At 66.6% G+C, this 16,434-nt stretch carries 17 protein-coding genes; 11 read left to right on the top strand and 6 right to left on the bottom strand.

Going from position 1 to position 16,434, the window contains the following annotated elements; all coding sequences use genetic code 11:
* Positions 1–34: 34 nt before the first annotated feature.
* Positions 35–427, bottom strand: a complete 393-nt coding sequence (locus QMZ25_RS04620) for a response regulator (RefSeq protein ID WP_053517160.1) — start codon at positions 425–427, stop codon at positions 35–37.
* A gap of 191 nt (positions 428–618) precedes the next feature.
* Here QMZ25_RS04620 and QMZ25_RS04615 point away from each other — a divergent pair, with 191 nt between their 5' ends.
* The 4 genes from QMZ25_RS04615 (at position 619) to QMZ25_RS04600 (ending at position 4,190) form a co-directional block, all read left to right on the top strand.
* Positions 619–957, top strand: a complete 339-nt coding sequence (locus QMZ25_RS04615; RefSeq protein ID WP_283219198.1) for a hypothetical protein — start codon at positions 619–621, stop codon at positions 955–957.
* A 164-nt stretch (positions 958–1,121) separates the two neighbouring features.
* Positions 1,122–1,643: a ferritin-like domain-containing protein gene (locus QMZ25_RS04610; protein WP_053517162.1), complete on the top strand. Its 522-nt coding sequence runs from the start codon at positions 1,122–1,124 to the stop codon at positions 1,641–1,643.
* Between the two features lie 30 nt (positions 1,644–1,673).
* On the top strand, positions 1,674–2,582 hold the full coding sequence (locus QMZ25_RS04605) for a manganese catalase family protein (RefSeq protein ID WP_053517164.1): 909 nt from the start codon (positions 1,674–1,676) through the stop codon (positions 2,580–2,582).
* 120 nt (positions 2,583–2,702) lie between these two features.
* On the top strand, positions 2,703–4,190 hold the full coding sequence (locus QMZ25_RS04600; RefSeq protein WP_283219197.1) for an FAD-dependent oxidoreductase: 1,488 nt from the start codon (positions 2,703–2,705) through the stop codon (positions 4,188–4,190).
* A gap of 58 nt (positions 4,191–4,248) precedes the next feature.
* Here the strand turns inward: QMZ25_RS04600 and QMZ25_RS04595 are convergent, their stop codons facing one another.
* Positions 4,249–4,563, bottom strand: a complete 315-nt coding sequence (locus tag QMZ25_RS04595) for a KGG domain-containing protein (protein ID WP_053517166.1) — start codon at positions 4,561–4,563, stop codon at positions 4,249–4,251.
* A 235-nt stretch (positions 4,564–4,798) separates the two neighbouring features.
* On the opposite strand from QMZ25_RS04595, the gene QMZ25_RS04590 reads away from it, so the two are divergent.
* From QMZ25_RS04590 to QMZ25_RS04580, 3 genes are read left to right on the top strand one after another with little or no spacing between them, the layout of a single operon-like run.
* Entirely contained in the window at positions 4,799–5,272 is a 474-nt protein-coding gene (locus QMZ25_RS04590) for a BLUF domain-containing protein (protein WP_053517167.1), read from the top strand.
* Positions 5,269–6,039, top strand: a complete 771-nt coding sequence (locus QMZ25_RS04585; protein WP_283219196.1) for a DUF72 domain-containing protein — start codon at positions 5,269–5,271, stop codon at positions 6,037–6,039. The genes QMZ25_RS04590 and QMZ25_RS04585 overlap by 4 nt, the downstream gene beginning before the upstream one ends.
* A complete protein-coding gene (locus QMZ25_RS04580; protein WP_065174477.1) occupies positions 6,032–6,793 on the top strand; it encodes a DNA-formamidopyrimidine glycosylase family protein in 762 nt (253 codons plus the stop codon). The genes QMZ25_RS04585 and QMZ25_RS04580 overlap by 8 nt, the downstream gene beginning before the upstream one ends.
* Here QMZ25_RS04580 and QMZ25_RS04575 read toward each other — a convergent pair whose 3' ends face one another.
* Both QMZ25_RS04575 and QMZ25_RS04570 read right to left on the bottom strand, forming a co-directional pair.
* The gene (locus tag QMZ25_RS04575; protein ID WP_053517173.1) at positions 6,794–7,072 is read right to left on the bottom strand and encodes a hypothetical protein; all 279 of its coding nucleotides are present in this window, start codon (positions 7,070–7,072) and stop codon (positions 6,794–6,796) included.
* Between the two features lie 50 nt (positions 7,073–7,122).
* Positions 7,123–7,620, bottom strand: coding sequence for a ferritin-like domain-containing protein (locus QMZ25_RS04570; RefSeq protein ID WP_283219195.1), 498 nt, complete (start codon positions 7,618–7,620; stop codon positions 7,123–7,125).
* Between the two features lie 458 nt (positions 7,621–8,078).
* Here QMZ25_RS04570 and QMZ25_RS04565 point away from each other — a divergent pair, with 458 nt between their 5' ends.
* Entirely contained in the window at positions 8,079–8,531 is a 453-nt protein-coding gene (locus QMZ25_RS04565) for a PA2169 family four-helix-bundle protein (protein WP_053517176.1), read from the top strand.
* A gap of 82 nt (positions 8,532–8,613) precedes the next feature.
* On the opposite strand, the gene QMZ25_RS04560 is transcribed toward QMZ25_RS04565, so the two are convergent.
* Positions 8,614–11,967: an autotransporter serine protease gene (locus QMZ25_RS04560; RefSeq protein ID WP_283219194.1), complete on the bottom strand. Its 3,354-nt coding sequence runs from the start codon at positions 11,965–11,967 to the stop codon at positions 8,614–8,616.
* A gap of 223 nt (positions 11,968–12,190) precedes the next feature.
* Here QMZ25_RS04560 and QMZ25_RS04555 point away from each other — a divergent pair, with 223 nt between their 5' ends.
* On the top strand, positions 12,191–12,541 hold the full coding sequence (locus tag QMZ25_RS04555; RefSeq protein WP_128987752.1) for a VOC family protein: 351 nt from the start codon (positions 12,191–12,193) through the stop codon (positions 12,539–12,541).
* 10 nt (positions 12,542–12,551) lie between these two features.
* Here the strand turns inward: QMZ25_RS04555 and QMZ25_RS04550 are convergent, their stop codons facing one another.
* Positions 12,552–12,839, bottom strand: coding sequence for a hypothetical protein (locus tag QMZ25_RS04550; protein WP_053517182.1), 288 nt, complete (start codon positions 12,837–12,839; stop codon positions 12,552–12,554).
* A gap of 204 nt (positions 12,840–13,043) precedes the next feature.
* Here QMZ25_RS04550 and QMZ25_RS04545 point away from each other — a divergent pair, with 204 nt between their 5' ends.
* Together QMZ25_RS04545 and QMZ25_RS04540 are read left to right on the top strand one after the other, a co-directional pair.
* Positions 13,044–13,937, top strand: coding sequence for an NAD(P)-dependent oxidoreductase (locus tag QMZ25_RS04545; RefSeq protein WP_053517184.1), 894 nt, complete (start codon positions 13,044–13,046; stop codon positions 13,935–13,937).
* A 210-nt stretch (positions 13,938–14,147) separates the two neighbouring features.
* The coding region (locus tag QMZ25_RS04540; RefSeq protein ID WP_283219193.1) for a methyl-accepting chemotaxis protein at positions 14,148–16,434 on the top strand (2,287 nt) is incomplete at its 3' end.

The raw sequence follows: 16,434 nt of genomic DNA, 5'->3' as shown, positions 1-16,434 counted from the left end.
CGGCGGCGCGTGTTTCGCTGCTGCACGATCTGGTTCAGCGCTGGCCTCCCGCCGCCGTATCGCTGCAGAGCGTCTGACGGACAGCGCGTTGCAGGCCCTCGATGTGGAACGGCTTGGCGACGAAGGGGGCACGCCGGTGGCGCGCAGGTACCAGCTGGTCGTACACCGCAGAGACGAAGAGGTAGGGAATCTTCAGTTCGGCCAGGCGGTCGGCTACCGGAAACACCACGCCATCGCGCAGTTCCACATCCAGCACCGCGCCATCGAACCGTTGACGGTCCAGCAGGCCGAGGGCGTCAAACACGCTGTAGGCATGGGTGACGTGGTCGCCACTGTCCTCAAGTGCCTGTTCCATCAGTGCCGCCAGATCGAACTGGTCCTCCACCAGAAGCAGATTGCAGGGAGGCTGGCCGGTCGTGCGAGGCATGAGGTAGGTCTATAGAGCCGTGGGGACGACAGTGTCCGCCGCAGGCCATCAAGGCGATGCGGAGATGATGTGGTGTCGACGCGAAGCCGCGCGTGCCGTGCAGGCAGCGTGCACGGATGGGCCGGCGACGTTGACGATGCCTTGGCGATCACTGTGGATACTGCCGCCGTCCCCGCACGAGGAGTCGCCCAATGAACGCTTCCGGATCCCTGTCTGCGCCCCAGGTGCTGCGCGTGGAAAGCATGCCGCTCGCCTGCGGTGGGACGGCAGTCGTCGTCGAACTTGACGGGGTGCCCTCCCGCGCCTGGATGAAGTCGCTGAAGCGGGCACTGCTGTTGGCAGACGGTCTCGACGGCGCACAGGCCAAGTTCGATGGCCGCTTCGTCTACGTGGTGGGCGTGGAGGCCGCGCAGCGTCGAGCCGAGCATCGGGTCATGCAGGTGCTGTCCGCTGCGGAGGGCCGGCCGGCCGCTGCCGCGCGCACGTACACGATGCCGCCTGCGGCTCCCTCATCCGTGCTGCAGGCCTGAGCGCGCATCGGCGGCAATGGACAGCACGACGCAAGGGTGTTAGCGCGGCATCGGCGTCATGTTGACGCGCCATTGGAAACCGCTCACGCATGACCACGTGCAGCTGATCGACACGCCTTCAGCATGATCCGCGGTGGCATGTTGCCCCGCACCGGAGTGTCGTGATGTCCGAGAAGACTACGGCTCGCAGCGAGCGCCTGCTGAAGTGGTTGCAGGACGCCTACGCAATGGAGCAGGAAGCCGAGACCATGATGAAGGCCATGGCCTCGCGTATCGAGAACTATCCCGCGCTGGCTGCGCGTATCGCCCAGCACGTTCAGGAGACCCAGCAGCAGGCTGCATCGCTGCGCCAGTGCATTGAATCACTGGGTGGCAGCGTGCCCACGGCCAAGGGCGTGTTCGCCAGCCTGACGGCCGCCATCCACGCGGCCGGAAACAGCCTGATGGAGGATGAGGTCGTGAAGGGTCTGGGTCTGTCCTTTGGTTTCGAGAATACCGAGATCGCCACGTACCGCGCCCTGATCATCGCCGCCGAGCGTGCCGGCGCTGCCGACATCGCTGCCGTGTGCGGGCAGATCCTGCAGGAGGAGGTTGCCATGGCGCGCTGGCTGGAAGATCACCAGGACGGCCTGGTCGGTGCCTTCCTCAACCGTGATGAAACCCCCGGTGCTGAAGCCAAGCGCTAGGACAGGGCGTGCCCGCTACTGGAGATTGCCATGTTTTTCCATCACAAAAAATTGATGTACACCGTACGCGTGCGTGCGTCGAACCCGCAGCTGGCCACGCTGATGCTGGAGCAGTTCGGCGGGCCGCAGGGCGAACTGGCGGCGGCCATGCGCTACTTCACCCAGGGACTGGCGGAGTGTGATCCCGGGCGCAAGGATCTGCTGATGGACATTGCCACGGAAGAGATCAGCCACCTGGAAATCATCGGCACCATCATCGCGCTGTTGAACCGCGGGCCCAAGGCGATACAGTCCGAGGCGTTGGCAGAGGCCGAGGACATGCGGCTGCTGGGGCAGAACAGCACCAGCCACACAGAGCAGATCCTCTACGGTGCCGGTCCTGCGCTGGTGAACTCCAGCGGGGTGCCGTGGACTGCCGCCTACATCGATACGATCGGTGACCCCAGTGCCGACCTGCGCTCCAACATTGCCGCCGAGGCCCGCGCCAAACTGGTCTATGAGCGCCTGATCAACGTCACCGACGATCCCGGCATCAAGGACGCACTGCGCTTCCTGATGACCCGCGAGGTGGCACATATGAAGTCATTCGAGAAGGCGCTGCACAGCATCCAGCCCAACTTCCCGCCCGGCAAGCTGCCCGGTGACCCGGCCTACACGGATCTGTACGTGGACCTGTCGCAGGGCGAAGGATCGGAGGGATTGCAGGGGAGCTGGAACAGCGGCGAGCTCTGGGAGCGCGTCGACGACCGCGATGCGCAGATGGCCCTGGATGGCGGCGACGGCAGCGCCTCGGTGGAACTGGACACACGTGAACAGGCTGCCGTGCAGGCGATGACGGTGCGCACGATGTCTGATCCAGAGGCGAGGCCGGCGACCGGTGCCGAGCTGGGTGCCGGTCCCGGCTCGGGTGCGCTGGATCTTCCGGCGCGCGAGCCATGATGCAGCGATGGGCGCGGCACCCTGTAACGGATACATGGCCGACAGAACGTACACAGCGAGGCCGCCGCCGCTTCACCCCCTGATCGCCATAAACGGTTCTCCGGAGGGAGACGAGTGACCATGAACGACCCGCGCCCACGCACCAGCCTGTGGCTGGAGATGATGCAGAGCCATCCCTGTCCGCCGGCACAGGGCGACCTGCGCACGCAGGTGCTGGTGGTGGGCGCGGGGATGACGGGCCTGCTGACTGCAGCCAGGCTTGCCGATTGCGGGTTGGACGTCGTGGTGGTGGACGCGGGACGCATTGCTTCGCGTAATACGGGTCTGTCGACGGGTAATCTGTATGCACCGGTTTCGAACATGGCGGATCTGGTCGCGCGCTGGGGAGGCGATGTCGTGTCCCGCGTGGTGCGGTGGCGCGCCCAGGCGATCCGTGCGATCGAACTGCTGGTCAGACGATACGACCTGCGTTGCGGTTTCGACCGGGTCCCGATGCAGTACGGAGTCCAGGGCCGGGACCGGCAGGCGACACTGCAGTTCGAGAGGGAGCTGCAGGCGTACACCTGCGCCGGCCTGCCGTGCCGGCATCGGCAGCACGGACTTCCGTTCACGCTGGGCCACGCCTTCACGCTCGAGGGGCAGGCGCAGTTCGACCCGGCTGCGTTCTGCACTGGACTTGCCATGCGATTGTCAGGCCGCGTCCGGATCCATGAGCACACCGCGTTGACCGCGCTCGATCCCGAGGCGGGTATCGCCAGCACACGGCATGGCTCGATCCGCGCCGACCATTTCGTACTCGCTACCCACTCACCTGCGGGCTTCAATCTCGTACAGGCAGAGATGGAGTGCTATCGCGAATACGCGGTGGCCGCGCCCGTCTCCGGGCCGCCCGCCGCCGGTATTCACTGGATTGCGGACCGGCACCGCTCCCTGCGGCGTGCCACCGGGCCGGACGGCGCGCCCTGGCTGGTGATGGTGGGTGAATCGCACCGCGTCGGAGAGACCCCCGCCACAGATCCCTGCGCAGCCCTCGAGGCGGATCTGCAGCACCATTTCGCTGTGTCAGGCCCATCCGTGAGCTGGTCGGCGCAGCAGTTCCGGCCGGCAGACCGGCTGCCCTTCATCGGCAACAGTGCCCATGACAACGTCTGGATAGCCTCCGGTTACGGTGCTGACGGCCTGACCTGGGCAGGTGTGGCGGCGCATGCCATCTGCGAGGGCATCCAGGGTGTGCAGACCGATGCGGCGCGATTGTTCAGTCCCATGCGGTTCACACCGCTGCGTTCGATTGCCGGATGGGCCCGCTGCAACGCGACCGTCGCCAAGCATATGATCGCGGACCGGATGCGGGCGACACACATGCGCACGGCGAACATCGCGCCAGGCGAGGGCGTGGTCGTCCAGGTGGGCGGCGATCATCTGGCCGTGCATCGCGACGACGCGGGCGATGTGCATGTGATGTCAGCGGTATGCCCGCATCTGAAGTGCCTGGTGCAGTGGAATGGGCTGGAGCGCAGCTGGGACTGCCCTTGTCACGGAAGCCGCTTCAGCGCGACCGGCGCATTGCTGGAAGGTCCGGCCCGGACGGGACTGGAGCCGCGCCGTTGATGTGAAGATGGGCGGGAACGTTGCCCGCCCATCCGCTGTTGCATCCGGTCACGACCGATCAGCGCTGCTGGCCGCCACGGTTATTGCCGCCGCGTTGCTGCTGTTGCTGTTGCTGACCGTCGCCCCGGTTTCCGCCGCCGCGGCTCGCCTGCCCGCCCTCGCGACCGATGTCGGCCATGTGCTGACGATCCTGGCTTACGGATTCGCCGCCCTTGCGGCCGGCTTCACGGGCTTCCTCCGGGCTGAACTCGTGTGCGTTGCCCGACTCATGCGCAGCGCGTCCGCCCTTAGCAGCGATGTCGCGCTGCTTGTCCTCGTCCATCGAAGCGAAGCCTCGGTTGCTGTTGCCCTGGTTCTGATTCTGGTTGGCCATGGAATGTCTCCAGTGTTGAGCCGTCGTATTGACGGCACCGACCATCATCCACATCCGCCGCTAGCCGGCGGTGCTTCATGCGGCAACACGATGTCGTCCGCGCTTGCCGTATTCCCCATGCCATCACCACGAGCGCACAGCCGGCCCCGCACTTGAACGCGGCTTGCACGCCGGAATCACCGCACCTTCGGTAGCAAGGACTAAGGTAGAGACCCCTGCAATCACCGGTGCCCCCATGCCTCTGCGTGCCATTGCCTATGCGAGCGAAGCCGTTGCCTCATTGAGCGCGGAACGGCTGCGCGGTCTCGTCAACGACGCGGTGGCATTCAATGAAGCAGCGGACATCACCGGCGTGCTTCTGTTCGATGGTCATCGCTTCCTTCAGTATCTGGAGGGGCCACAGCAGGGCGTGGACGCCGCGTGGCGGCGCATCCTCGACAGCAGCAGCCATCACAGTGTGGTCGAGCTCAACCGCGGTCGTATCGGTCGCCGCCAGTTCTCGCACTGGCGGATGGGTTGGCTGCAGGTGGAGCACACGGCACTCGGCAGGGTGGCCCTGTCTGACTGGACCGGGTTCGTGCGCAGCACGGCCAGCGGAATTCCGACCAGCGCGCTGGACAGGCTGCAGCTGTTGACGGCGCCTCTCCTGCGAGCCGATCAGGGCGGACCGATGATGCAGGCTGCGCCTGCTGGTGGGAGCGGGTCATGAGCGCTGGGGTGGAACCGCACCCTGCCGGAACGCGGATACGCATCGGTTGCGCAGGATGGTCCCTGTCGGCGGCGGATCGCTCCAGTTTCGGTGGAGGTGATAGTCTGCTGCAGCGCTACGCCACGCGCCTTTCTCTGGTCGAGATCAACTCCTCGTTCTATCGCCCGCACCTGCCCCAGACCTATCGGCGCTGGGCCGCTTCCGTTTCGGACGATTTCCGCTTCACGGTGAAGATGCCGCGTTCCATCTCGCACGAGCAGCGGCTGCGCGGTGCCGGCCCGCTGCTCGACCCGTTCCTGGCTGCGGTGGAAGAACTCGGCAGCCGGTTGGGTGCGCTGCTGTTGCAGTTGCCTCCCAGCCTGGCGTACGAGCCGCAGCACGTCGAACCGTTTCTGCACGATCTGCGTCGGCGCACGCGCAGGCAGGTGGCGTGCGAGCCTCGACATCCGTCCTGGTTCAGTGCCGAGGTGGATGCGCTGCTGGCGGTCCATGACATCGCGCGCGTGGCGGCGGACCCGGCGCGGGTCGCGCAGGCGGGCGAGCCGGGCGGGGCCCGCGGCTGGAGCTATTGGCGATGGCACGGCCAGCCGGATATCTATCGCAGCGCTTATGACGAGACCACACTGGCACGGCTGGCCGGGCTGCTCAGGGACCGCGCGCGTGCCGGCCATTGCGCCTGGATGATCCTGGACAACACGGCGCAGGGCCATGCGGTCAGCAATGCACTGCGATTGCAGGCACTGCTCGGAGAACACGGCCATGCCTGAAGGCCCTTCCATCGTGCTGCTGCGCGAGGCCGCCGAGATGTTCACCGGCCAGATACTGCGACATGTCGGGGGCAACAGCCGGATTGACCTGTCCATGCTTGCAGGGCAGCGCGTGCGATCCGTGCGTAGTTGGGGGAAGCACTTCCTGCTGGAGTTCGGCACGCATACCTTGCGGATCCATCTGATGCTGTTCGGCAGCTGGCGTATCGATGAGCGCAAGCCTTCGCCTCCGCGCGTATCGCTGAGGTTCGATGCCGGCGAACTGAACCTCTATGCCTGTTCGGTCAAACTCATCGACGGCCCGTTGGAAGAAGCCTACGACTGGCGCACCGATGTGATGAGCGATGCGTGGGACCCCCGGCTCGCGCGCCGCCGCCTGAAAGCGATGGCTGACGTCCTGGTGTGCGACGCACTGCTGGACCAGAACGTTTTTGCCGGCGTTGGCAACATCATCAAGAACGAAGTGCTGTTCCGGATCGGCGTACACCCGGCCACGCGTGTGGGTGACCTGCCGCCGCGCAGGCTGGGATCACTGATCCGCGAAGCCAGGACCTACAGCTACGAGTTCCTGGAATGGAAGCGTCGCCACGAGCTCAAGAGGCACTGGCAGGTGCATGCCAAACGCAGCTGTCCGCGATGTGGCGGCCCCGTCAGCAAGCAGTATCTGGGCAGAACCCGGCGACGCAGCTTTTTCTGTCCCCGCGATCAGGTCCTGTTCGGCGATCCCGGGCCGGCCGGTATCCGCCAGCGGTGATCAACAGGGGGGAGGGAGGGGGGCCTGCCTCTGGCGATGCCGCGCCAACACCTGCCCAAGCAGAGCCGTCGCCAACAGAAGCAGATTGGTCACCACGAAGACGCTGCTGCCCAGCATCAGGCTGTAGAGGGTGAACAGCGCCGAGGCCACCATCTGGCCTGCGAACAACCATCGTGACAGTGTCTCGGGATGTGGCGAACGCCACTGCTTGACCATCTGCCTGAGCAAGGTGGCGACCAGCACAAGGGTCGCCATCCAGCCGATGATATCCGGATGCATCGGGATCTCCTGTTGCCGCCGCCGTCCCTGGCGGCGTATTGCAGCGGAACTCAGGCGGCCTGTGCTGCCTTGGCGTTGCCACCCCCCTTGGCCAGCAGGGTCAACTTCTCGTCGGTCGACTTTTCTTCGGCCAGTGTTTCCAGCAGCAGGGGGAGCGCGTCCTTGTAGTCCAGCTGCTTGGCCAGCGCGGCGATGGTGCCGTACGACGCGATCTCGTAGTGCTCGACTTTCTGGGCGCCACCGATCAGTGCGGCATCACGCACCGGTCCCTTGTCGATGCTGTCGATGACTTCCTTGCCTTCCTCCACCAGCCCTTCCATCGCTGCACACTTGATGCGCTTGAGACGGATGCCCAGCGTCTCGACCACCTGGTCGATCCGCTCGATCTGGCCCTGGGTTTCCTCCAGATGGGTTTCGAAGGCGGCGGCGAGATCCGGATTCTCGGCCGCACGGGCAAGGCGGGGCAGGGCTTTGGTCAGCTGCTTCTCGGCGCTGTAGATGTCCGAAAGTTCGTGGATGAACAGGTCTTCGGCAGTCTTGATGGCCATGTGCGGCTCCAGTCGGGAAGGAAGGATGACCGTAGCGGGCCCGGCGTTGATGCCCGGCGTACAGGCGGTGAGCGCGATATCGCTGTTCACCGGCATGGTCCATGCAGGGCCCTCACATGTGCACGCGCGATGCACATGGCGTGCACGTGCCGACGCTGACGTATGCATCAGGCTGCCAGCGTCCGAATCGACAGGAGAAAACACGATGAACACGCCAGGAAAGCCGACGCCGAGCTGGCGCCAGGGGAAAGTGCTGCTGGGAGTGCTGGCGGCCGTGCTGGTGATCACCGGGATCATCCTTTTCGTGCCCTGGTAGCGGCGGTCAGTCCGCGTTGAGCGACGTGATGCATGCATCAAACGACGCTCACCCCAGGGCCACAGCCCTTTGGCCAAGGTAGTGATGCAGGCAACGCACACCGTTGTCCGTTCCCAACGAATCTGAACTTCAGGAGCAGAACATGAGCACCCAGTCCACCATCGAACATCGTCTCAACGACCTGATCGAGATCGCACGCGACGGCAAGTCGTTCTACGAAGAGGCGGCCACGAAGGTGAAGGACGCCGAGCTGGCGGCACTGTTCACCCGCATTGCCGGCGTCAAGGGCCGCATCGTGTCGGCACTCAGTGGCGCGGTTGCGGCCACCGGTGGCAAGCCTGCAGAGCACGGCACCCTGGTCGGCTCGATGCAGCAGTTCTACGGCAAGGTGCGCGCAGCGTTCGGCGATACCAACTATGGCTATGTGGCCGAGCTGGAAGAATCGGAAGACCGCCTGCTGGCAGCTTTCAAGGACGCGCTGAAGGATGAGGGCCTGCCGCCGGCGGTACGCCAGGAAGTGACTCAGCTGCTGCCGGAAGTGCAGGAATGCCACAACGTGATGCGTGCGCGGAAGCACGCGATGAAGGCAGCCTGATCGCGCGGGCTGCATTCGTCGGAGAAAAAAGGGGCGGCCCCAGGCCGCCCCAATGCTCTTCAGAAGGTAAGTTGAACGTGGATCAGAAGCGCACGGACCAGCGCGCCGTAGCGCCGTGGTCACGGCTCTCGCTGCCGAACTGGCCGCTGTAGCCCAGTTCCAGCGACTGCCGCGGGGTCAGCCACGCGGACAGCCCCAGCTCGGCCACGACAGCGCTGTCGGCGATCGGCGCGCCGCTGACGGCGAATGCGCTGCCACCGTTGGCGAAGGCGAGGTTGGCCACCTGGCTGCGGTCGCCGGAGGCCCGGCGATAACCCACCGCGCCACGCAGGTGCAGCCAGCTGTCCTGCTGGAAGGATGCCTTCAGACCCTTGTCGAAGCGCAGCCCGGCGGTCGCCACGGTAGTGCGGGTGTCTTCCACTTTGCCCTGCAGTGCGGCGGCGCCGCCCCGCTCGTTGATGCGCTTCAGGTCCACTTCGACGCGGGCAACCTGCAGGTAGGGCTCCAGGCCGCCTTCAGCAGAGCCGAAACGATAGCCGGCTTCGAGGAAAGCCTGGCGGGTACGGGCGTCATAACGGCCGGTGAGCGTGTCGCTGAATCCTGCGAACGCCAGCTCGCGGGTGCTCTCTGCCTCGTGCTTGCTCCAGGCCACGCCACCGCGCAGACCGAAGCCGCCCCAGCTGTGGCTGGCGTAGGCACCGAAGTGGGTGTTGTCGATCTTCGACTTGGCACGGCGGTCGCGTTGCTTGACGTCGGTACGGCCGGTGCCGGCCAGTACGCCGGCCTGCCAGCCATCGAACTCGCGGTCGATACCGACCAGCAGGCCGTTGCTGTTGGCATCCGTGCGCGCGGTTTCGACATCGCCATCGAGCTTGCCGTTGCCGCCGATCGCCTGTACCCACGCACCGGTCGCGTCGCCGGTGCTGCCCGGCGACGCATCGCCCGCACGCCGCGACAAGGCTGCATCACGCACGTAGCGGCTGCTCTCGACCAGCACCAGCGGCGTGGCGGCATGCAGCTCGCCGCTCAGGCCGTCCAGCGCGGCACCGACCTGGGCGGGGAACAGCTGGGTCAGCGGTCGGGGCAGGCCCTGGTTGATCGCCAGGCCGTCGGCTACGCCAGCGACGGCGCGCTGGTTGCGCGTGGTGGCCGCGGTGGCCAGCAGCGCACCCCGGGCCACGTCGATGCGTGCACCATTGGCGCTGTAGGCCAGGCTGAACTGCAGGAACGGCGAGAATGCACTGAAGTCGGTACGGGCGAACTGACCGTTGATGCCACCGTCGGCGCGCAGGATGTTGAACTGCTCACCCAGGTAGTACACACCCGGTTCGGGCAGCGCGACCAGCGTGCCGTCCAGCGTGGCGGTACCGGTGACGTGCAGCTGGTCGCTGCGGCCTCCCGGCGCCAGTTCAGACGCAAACACGCCGGTAGCGCCCTGCGCGTAGTCACCGTTGACTGTCAGGGTGCCGATCGAATTGCCCGGCGCGATGATGCCGTCGACCCGGGTGGCACCCAGGGTGCCGACACCCTTCAGCAGGCCGTTGGCGCCCACGGTGGTATTACCGCCGGTCTGCGTGCCGTTGAAGGAGACCACGCCGCCATCGACCACCAGGTTGCTGTGGTCAAGCACGCCGCCGGCGCTGACCGTGCTGACGCCGCCGGTGGTGTTCAGGGCGGTGGAAACCAGCGAGCCGTTGAGCAGGAACTGGCCGCCCTTCACCTCCACTGCCGAGGTGAGCGAGTTGGCGCCATTCAGTTCCAGGACGCCATCGTTCACCACCGCACCGTTGAAGCTGTTGTCGCCGCTCAGGCGCAGCCAGCCGATGCCGGACTTGGTCAGCTTGCCGGGGCCACCGATGTCGTTGGTCCAGTCATCCCAGGCCTCGCCTTCCCAGACCTTCAGTCCACCGGCCTTCTGGTTCATCACCACATCGGTGTCCACGCGCAGCGAGCCGAAGCCTTCGATGGCCTTGCGCAGGTCGACCATGCCCCAGCCGTAGATCTCATCGATGCCCGGATCGCCCAGATCGCGGGCGGTGGTCAGCAGCACGTCGCGGACCTGTGCGCTGTCCAGGTAGGGGAAGCGCTCAAACAGCAGCCCGAGAGCGCCGGTGATGTGCGGGGCTGCCATCGAGGTGCCCGTCTTCAGGCCGTAGGTGTACTCGGTGTTCTCGCTGTCGATGATCAGCCGCAGGTACTCGCTGGTTTCCTCGATGCGTCCCTGGATCTCACCGGAGACGATGGTGCTGGCGATGTCGGTGCCCGGGGCGGAGATGCACCAGTTGGCGGCGGCACCGCAGATGCTGGAGCTGTCGTCGAGCACATAGTCGGTTTCGCCATCGTCGGCGACCGGCTGGCGCACGTTGGCCACGGCCAGCCAGTAGGGTTCGATCTCCGGCTTCCAGCGGGGCAGGGCTGCAGTGATGCCCGCGACGGCGCCGCTGCCGTTGCCTGCCGACCATACCTGGATCAGGGTCGACCCCGGGGCAGCGTCGCTGCCTGCATAGATGCTGCCGTAGACGTCGTAATCCGCGCCAATCGCGGCGTACTGGCGGTCGAGCGCCGCGGCACTCATGTTGCGGGTCGAGATGCCCCAGCTGTGGTTGATGGCGCGCACGCCCTGCGCCTGGATCTGCGCATACATATCCAGTACGGCGTCGTCGTCCGGGTCGGTGCGGTACACCGCGCGCGGGCGATAGAAGCCATCCGGATCCAGGCGCCACTCATAGTAGGTGTCACCGAACACGCGCGCTGCCGTCAGGTCGGCACCGAAGGCCACGCCATGCATGCCAGTTCCGTCGCGGTTGGCGCCGATGGTGCCCAGCACGTGGGTGCCATGGTCGGCGTAGCTGAAACCGTAGGGCAGGCCGGCCGCGATCAGACGACCGGCGAGCGCCGCCGGCACCCCGGCACCGAGGCCGTAATAGTTGTAGCCGGGTTGTTCGCCGCGGGTCTGCGAGCAGGCCCCTTCGCCGGCGACGATCCCCGCCGTCGCGCAGTCCGGGCCGATGGTGATGCTGGTGGTGTTGCGGCCGGCGAATTCCGGGTGGGCCAGCGCCGAGCCGGAATCGAACAGCGCCAGGCGTACGCCCTGGCCGGTCAGGCCGCGGGCATAGGCATGGTCGGCCCCCATCGCGGCAAGGCCCCAGTCGGCATTGAACTCGTCGCTGTGCCAACTGGCGGCATCGCCCGCGTTGCCCAGGACCGGGGTGGACGTGGCCTGCGCCGAAGGACCAACGGTTGCGTCCGTCTGTGCATGGCCCGGCTGGGCCCACGCCGCCTGCAGCTGGCGCTGCTGCTGCCAGGCATCGAGTGAATCGGAGGCCATCGCCGGCAGGGCGGCTGCCAGTAGCAGGGAGCTGGCCACCGCGAGTGCCAGCGGGCGTTGCAAGGGGGAACGGGAGCGGGACGAACGGCCATGCAGCGGGTGATTCATCAGGCAAACTTCCTTGATTGACGGTCTACCCAGCCGCTAACTGTCCTGAATGCGTTTCACCCCCAGCGATGTGACGGGAATTTTGTTAACGCGTTAATGTTTCGTGACGGAAGCCACACTTTTCGCACCCTGCCGCATCAGTCTGTGCACGCGTCCCTGAAGATTGACGGTGTGCCGGCCGGTCGCGCAGTTTCGTTTTTGCCCCTCATTGAACAGGAACGTCATGGCTGTCAGACGCATCGTCGCCAACATCGCCACGCCCGATCCGGCGCGCGCCGCCGCGTTCTACGGTGGCATCCTCGGCATGCCGGTGGTGATGGATCATGGCTGGATCGTCACCTACGCCGGGCAGGACACTGCACCTGCGCAGCTCAGTTTCGCCAGCGAGGGCGGATCGGGTACGCCGGTGCCGGACCTGTCGATCGAGGTGGACGATCTGGATGACGTCCTGCAACGGATCCGCAGCGCCGGCATCGACGTCGTGTATGGCCCCGTCGAGGAGCCATGGGGCGTGCGTCGGTTCTTCGTCCGCGACCCGTTCGGGCGCCTGCTGAACCTCCTCAGCCACGGCTGAGGTGCGTCGCTCAGTCCTGCTGACCCGGTTCGTCGCGGCCCTGTGGACCTTGATCGGACTGCTGGCGCTGCTGTTGTGCGCGGGCGTGGCGTGCATGCCCGCCTTCGCGACCGATCGCGGCCATGTGCTGGCGATCGCGGCTGATGGCTTCGCCTCCTTTGCGGCCGGCAATGCGCGCCTCGGCGGGACTGAATTCATGGGCGTTGCCGGAGGCATGGGCGGCGCGCCCACCCTTGGCGGCGATCGCGCGCTGCATGCGCTGGTCCATCGACGCGAACCCGCGGTTGCTGCTGGCCATAGGGGATCTCTCTTGGCGTGGCGGAGCCTCATGCTTGCCGACGGCAGGCTAACGGTACGTCCGCAGATGGCGCGTGGTCTTCACGTTCTGCCTGCCTGTCGTTGACGCTGCACTTGCGCAGCGCCGCTATCGCCCTGGACACAGGCCACGCCTAGAATCGGTTCATCCCGGTAGCTCCCGGGCGCTGTTGAGTGAATGGACTCAATGAAGATTCTGTTGACCGGAAGTTCCGGGCGGATCGGGCGCGCGATCTTCGGCGCGTTGGCGGCCACCCATGAAGTCATCGGGCTGGATCGCAGCCCGTTCGCCACCACACGCATCATTGCCGATGTCACCAACACGAAGGCACTGGAGCGTGCCGTGCGCGGCGTGGATGCGGTGATCCACACCGCTGCGCTGCATGCACCGCATGTCGGGCTGGTGCCGGACACGGTGTTCCAGCAGATCAACGTGGAGGCGACCGCGCAGCTGCTGCGGCTGGCGCGTGACGCCGGCGTCGGACGCTTCGTGTTGACCAGCACCACCGCCCTCTATGGCCATGCCGTGGTGGCAGGCGGTTGTCGCTGGATCGACGAAGACACTGAACCCCTGCCCAGGACCATCTACCACCGCACCAAGCTGCAGGCCGAGGCGCTGGCCGAAGCCGCGGCATCGGAGGCGTTCGCCGTGCGCGTGCTGCGCATGGGCCGCTGCTTCCCCGAGCCTCCCGAGCGCATGGCGATGTTCCGCCTGCACCGGGGCCTGGATGCACGCGATGTGGCCAGCGCGCATGCCGCGCTGCTGCACAACGGGGGCGCACCGTTCCAGCGCTACATCGCCTGCGCGCCGACCCCCTTCCGGCGCGAGGACTGCCTGGAACTGGCCACCCAGCCACGCCGGGTGCTGGCGCGGCGCGCACCGCAGCTGCTGGCCGAGTTCGAGCGCCGCGGCTGGCCACTGCCGCTGAGCATCGACCGCGTGTACGACGGCAGCCGTGCGGTTGCGGTGCTGGGCTGGCAGCCGCGCTACGGTCCGGACGATGTACTGCAGCAGTACGCGGCAGGCAGCATCGAAGTGCTGCCACGCACGCAGTGGTTGAAGGACCGGGTGGTCGAGTAGGTTCGCCGCACGTATGAGCCATCCCAAACTGAGTGCATTCAGCTTGACGCAGGGCAACGACTCAACCCCGCCGCGGAACGGCCGCTAACCCGGTGCGCCCTTGCGGTGCCGGGCATCGCCCGGCTCAGACAGGTCGCCGCGCGAGGGATCGCGCACCAGCGCGGCGCCAACGCGGTGCCGGATGTCCTGACCTGCCTTGCGGACCCTCCCATGCCGTCTTCCCGCTCCGCCGCTGCCCGTCGTCCGGGCAGCATCGCCCACAAGCTGATGCTGGGCACCGCTGCCATCGCGCTGTTGTGCTTCGGCCTGACCGCCTTTCTGATCTACCGCCAGGCCAGTGCCAGCCTGATCAACGCGTCGCGGCAGACCATGGCCAGCGAGGCGCATGCCGAAGCGCGCCAGGTTGCGGCCGATCTGGGCACCGCCTTCGCCAGCAACGATGCCATGGTCGAGGCCGTCCTGGCCCAGCGCGCGCGGGGCGACCAGCCTGATCGTGCCAGCCTGGCGGCCGTGCTCGGCGAACAGCTGCGCGCGCACCCGGAGTGGCTGGGCAAGAGCACCATGTGGGAGGCCGATGCCTTCGATGGCAGGGACGCGGAGTTCGTCAACAGCGAGGCCCATGACGCCACCGGTCGCTACATGAGCTACTGGGCCTGGCAGGATGGCAAACCGCAGCAGTCGGTGATGACCGACTACACCGAAACCGCCAGCGGGTCCGGTGACTGGTACATGGGGCCGAGCCGCGACAAGCTGCCCAAGGTGAGCGAGCCCTATGCCTATGAGATCGCCGGCCAGAAGGTGCTGATGAGCACCCTGAGCACGCCCATCGTGGAGAACGGCACGTTCCTCGGCGTGTTCACCGTCGATTTCTCGCTGGCGGCACTGCAGAAGCATCTGGCGACGCTTGCGCCGATGGGAGCAGGCCGCGTTGAACTGCTTTCGCCCAAGGGCGTAGTCCTGGCTTCGGCCGACGCCGCCGAGATCGGCAAGCCGCGCACCGATGCCTTCACCCGCGACATGCTGGCCGGAATCGCGGCCGACAGGACCGTCGAAGCGTTCGAGCCGGATGGCGCCGGCAATGTGCGCCTGTACGTGCCACTGCGGGTTGGCGATGCCCCGCAGCGCTTCGCGCTGGGTGTGGTGGTGCCGCATGCCATTATCGTGGCCGAGGCTCGCCAGCTGCTGTGGCTGACGCTGCTGGTCGGCGTGCTGGCCGCGCTGACATTGAGCGCCGGTGTCTACCTGCTGCTGCGTCACCTGGCGATCCGGCCGCTGGCGCAGGCGGTACGCATTGCAGGTGACGTGGCGGCGGGCAAGCTGGACACCGCGCTGCCGGCGCGCGGCAACGATGAGGTCGGGCGCCTGCTCGAGGCGATGCAGGGCATGCGGGGACAGCTGCAGGCTGTGATGGCGGCGCAGGCGGAGATGGCACGCCGCCATGATGCGGGCGAGCTCAGTTACCGGATGGACGCGGCGGCCTTCCCGGGGGAGTACGGTCGCATGGTGGCCGACAGCAATCAGCTGGTGGCGTCCAGCAATGCGGTCACCCAGCGGCTGGTGGACGTGATGCAGCGCTACGCGGTGGGCGATCTGAGCGTGGACATGGAGCCGCTGCCGGGCGAGAAGGCGGTGTTCACCGCCGCCATGGCCACCACCAAGAGCAACCTTGCGGCGATCAACGAGCAGATCCAGCAGCTGGCCGCCGCTGCTGCCGCCGGCGACTTTGCCGTGCGTGGTGACAGTGAGCGGTTCGAGCACGATTTCCGCCGCATGGTGACCACACTGAACGCGATGATGCGGGCCAGCGACCACAACCTCGCGGCGCTTTCCACGCTGCTGCGCGCCATCGCCGCCGGCGATCTCAGTGCACGCATGCAGGGCGACTTCCATGGTGTGTTCGCGGTGATGCGCGACGATGCCAACAGCACCGCGCAACAGCTGACCCATATCGTCGGCCAGATCCAGCAGTCAGCGGCGAGCATCCGCCTGGCGGCCGGCGAGATCGCCGCGGGCAACAGCGATCTGTCGCGTCGCACAGAACTGCAGGCGGCCAACCTGGAAGAAACGGCAGCGTCGATGGAGGAGTTGACCTCCACCGTGCGCCAGAATGCCGATCATGCCCTGCAGGCGAACACGTTGGCCGCATCGGCGGCGGACGTGGCCAGCGAAGGCGGAAAGGTGGTCGGCCAGGTGGTACAGACCATGCAGCAGATCGAAACCTCATCGCAGCGCATCGCCGAGATCATCTCGGTGATCGACGGCATCGCCTTCCAGACCAACATCCTGGCCCTGAACGCCGCCGTTGAGGCCGCGCGTGCGGGCGAGCAGGGACGCGGCTTCGCCGTGGTGGCCAGCGAAGTGCGTGCGCTGGCCCAGCGCTCGGCCGCAGCGGCGAAGGAAATCAAGGGACTGATCGACGCATCGGTGGCCCAGGTCGGCAGCGGTGCGCAGCTGGTGCACCGCGCAGGCAACACCATGCAGGAGATCGTCGGCCAGG

Source organism: Stenotrophomonas sp. RS-48, assembly GCF_030053245.1.
Taxonomy (GTDB): domain Bacteria; phylum Pseudomonadota; class Gammaproteobacteria; order Xanthomonadales; family Xanthomonadaceae; genus Stenotrophomonas; species Stenotrophomonas maltophilia_P.
Note: the sequence above shows the minus strand (reverse complement) of the source record. Positions and strands in the feature narration are given on the sequence as shown.

Coding starts and splice junctions, on each gene's coding strand:
- QMZ25_RS04565 (WP_053517176.1), top strand. CDS start 8,079: ATGAGCACCCAGTCCACCATCGAACATCGTCTCAACGACCTGATCGAG.
- QMZ25_RS04560 (WP_283219194.1), bottom strand. CDS start 11,967: ATGAATCACCCGCTGCATGGCCGTTCGTCCCGCTCCCGTTCCCCCTTG.
- QMZ25_RS04600 (WP_283219197.1), top strand. CDS start 2,703: ATGAACGACCCGCGCCCACGCACCAGCCTGTGGCTGGAGATGATGCAG.
- QMZ25_RS04615 (WP_283219198.1), top strand. CDS start 619: ATGAACGCTTCCGGATCCCTGTCTGCGCCCCAGGTGCTGCGCGTGGAA.
- QMZ25_RS04620 (WP_053517160.1), bottom strand. CDS start 427: ATGCCTCGCACGACCGGCCAGCCTCCCTGCAATCTGCTTCTGGTGGAG.
- QMZ25_RS04595 (WP_053517166.1), bottom strand. CDS start 4,563: ATGGCCAACCAGAATCAGAACCAGGGCAACAGCAACCGAGGCTTCGCT.
- QMZ25_RS04555 (WP_128987752.1), top strand. CDS start 12,191: ATGGCTGTCAGACGCATCGTCGCCAACATCGCCACGCCCGATCCGGCG.
- QMZ25_RS04545 (WP_053517184.1), top strand. CDS start 13,044: ATGAAGATTCTGTTGACCGGAAGTTCCGGGCGGATCGGGCGCGCGATC.
- QMZ25_RS04605 (WP_053517164.1), top strand. CDS start 1,674: ATGTTTTTCCATCACAAAAAATTGATGTACACCGTACGCGTGCGTGCG.
- QMZ25_RS04590 (WP_053517167.1), top strand. CDS start 4,799: ATGCCTCTGCGTGCCATTGCCTATGCGAGCGAAGCCGTTGCCTCATTG.
- QMZ25_RS04570 (WP_283219195.1), bottom strand. CDS start 7,620: ATGGCCATCAAGACTGCCGAAGACCTGTTCATCCACGAACTTTCGGAC.
- QMZ25_RS04585 (WP_283219196.1), top strand. CDS start 5,269: ATGAGCGCTGGGGTGGAACCGCACCCTGCCGGAACGCGGATACGCATC.
- QMZ25_RS04580 (WP_065174477.1), top strand. CDS start 6,032: ATGCCTGAAGGCCCTTCCATCGTGCTGCTGCGCGAGGCCGCCGAGATG.
- QMZ25_RS04575 (WP_053517173.1), bottom strand. CDS start 7,072: ATGCATCCGGATATCATCGGCTGGATGGCGACCCTTGTGCTGGTCGCC.
- QMZ25_RS04550 (WP_053517182.1), bottom strand. CDS start 12,839: ATGGCCAGCAGCAACCGCGGGTTCGCGTCGATGGACCAGCGCATGCAG.
- QMZ25_RS04610 (WP_053517162.1), top strand. CDS start 1,122: ATGTCCGAGAAGACTACGGCTCGCAGCGAGCGCCTGCTGAAGTGGTTG.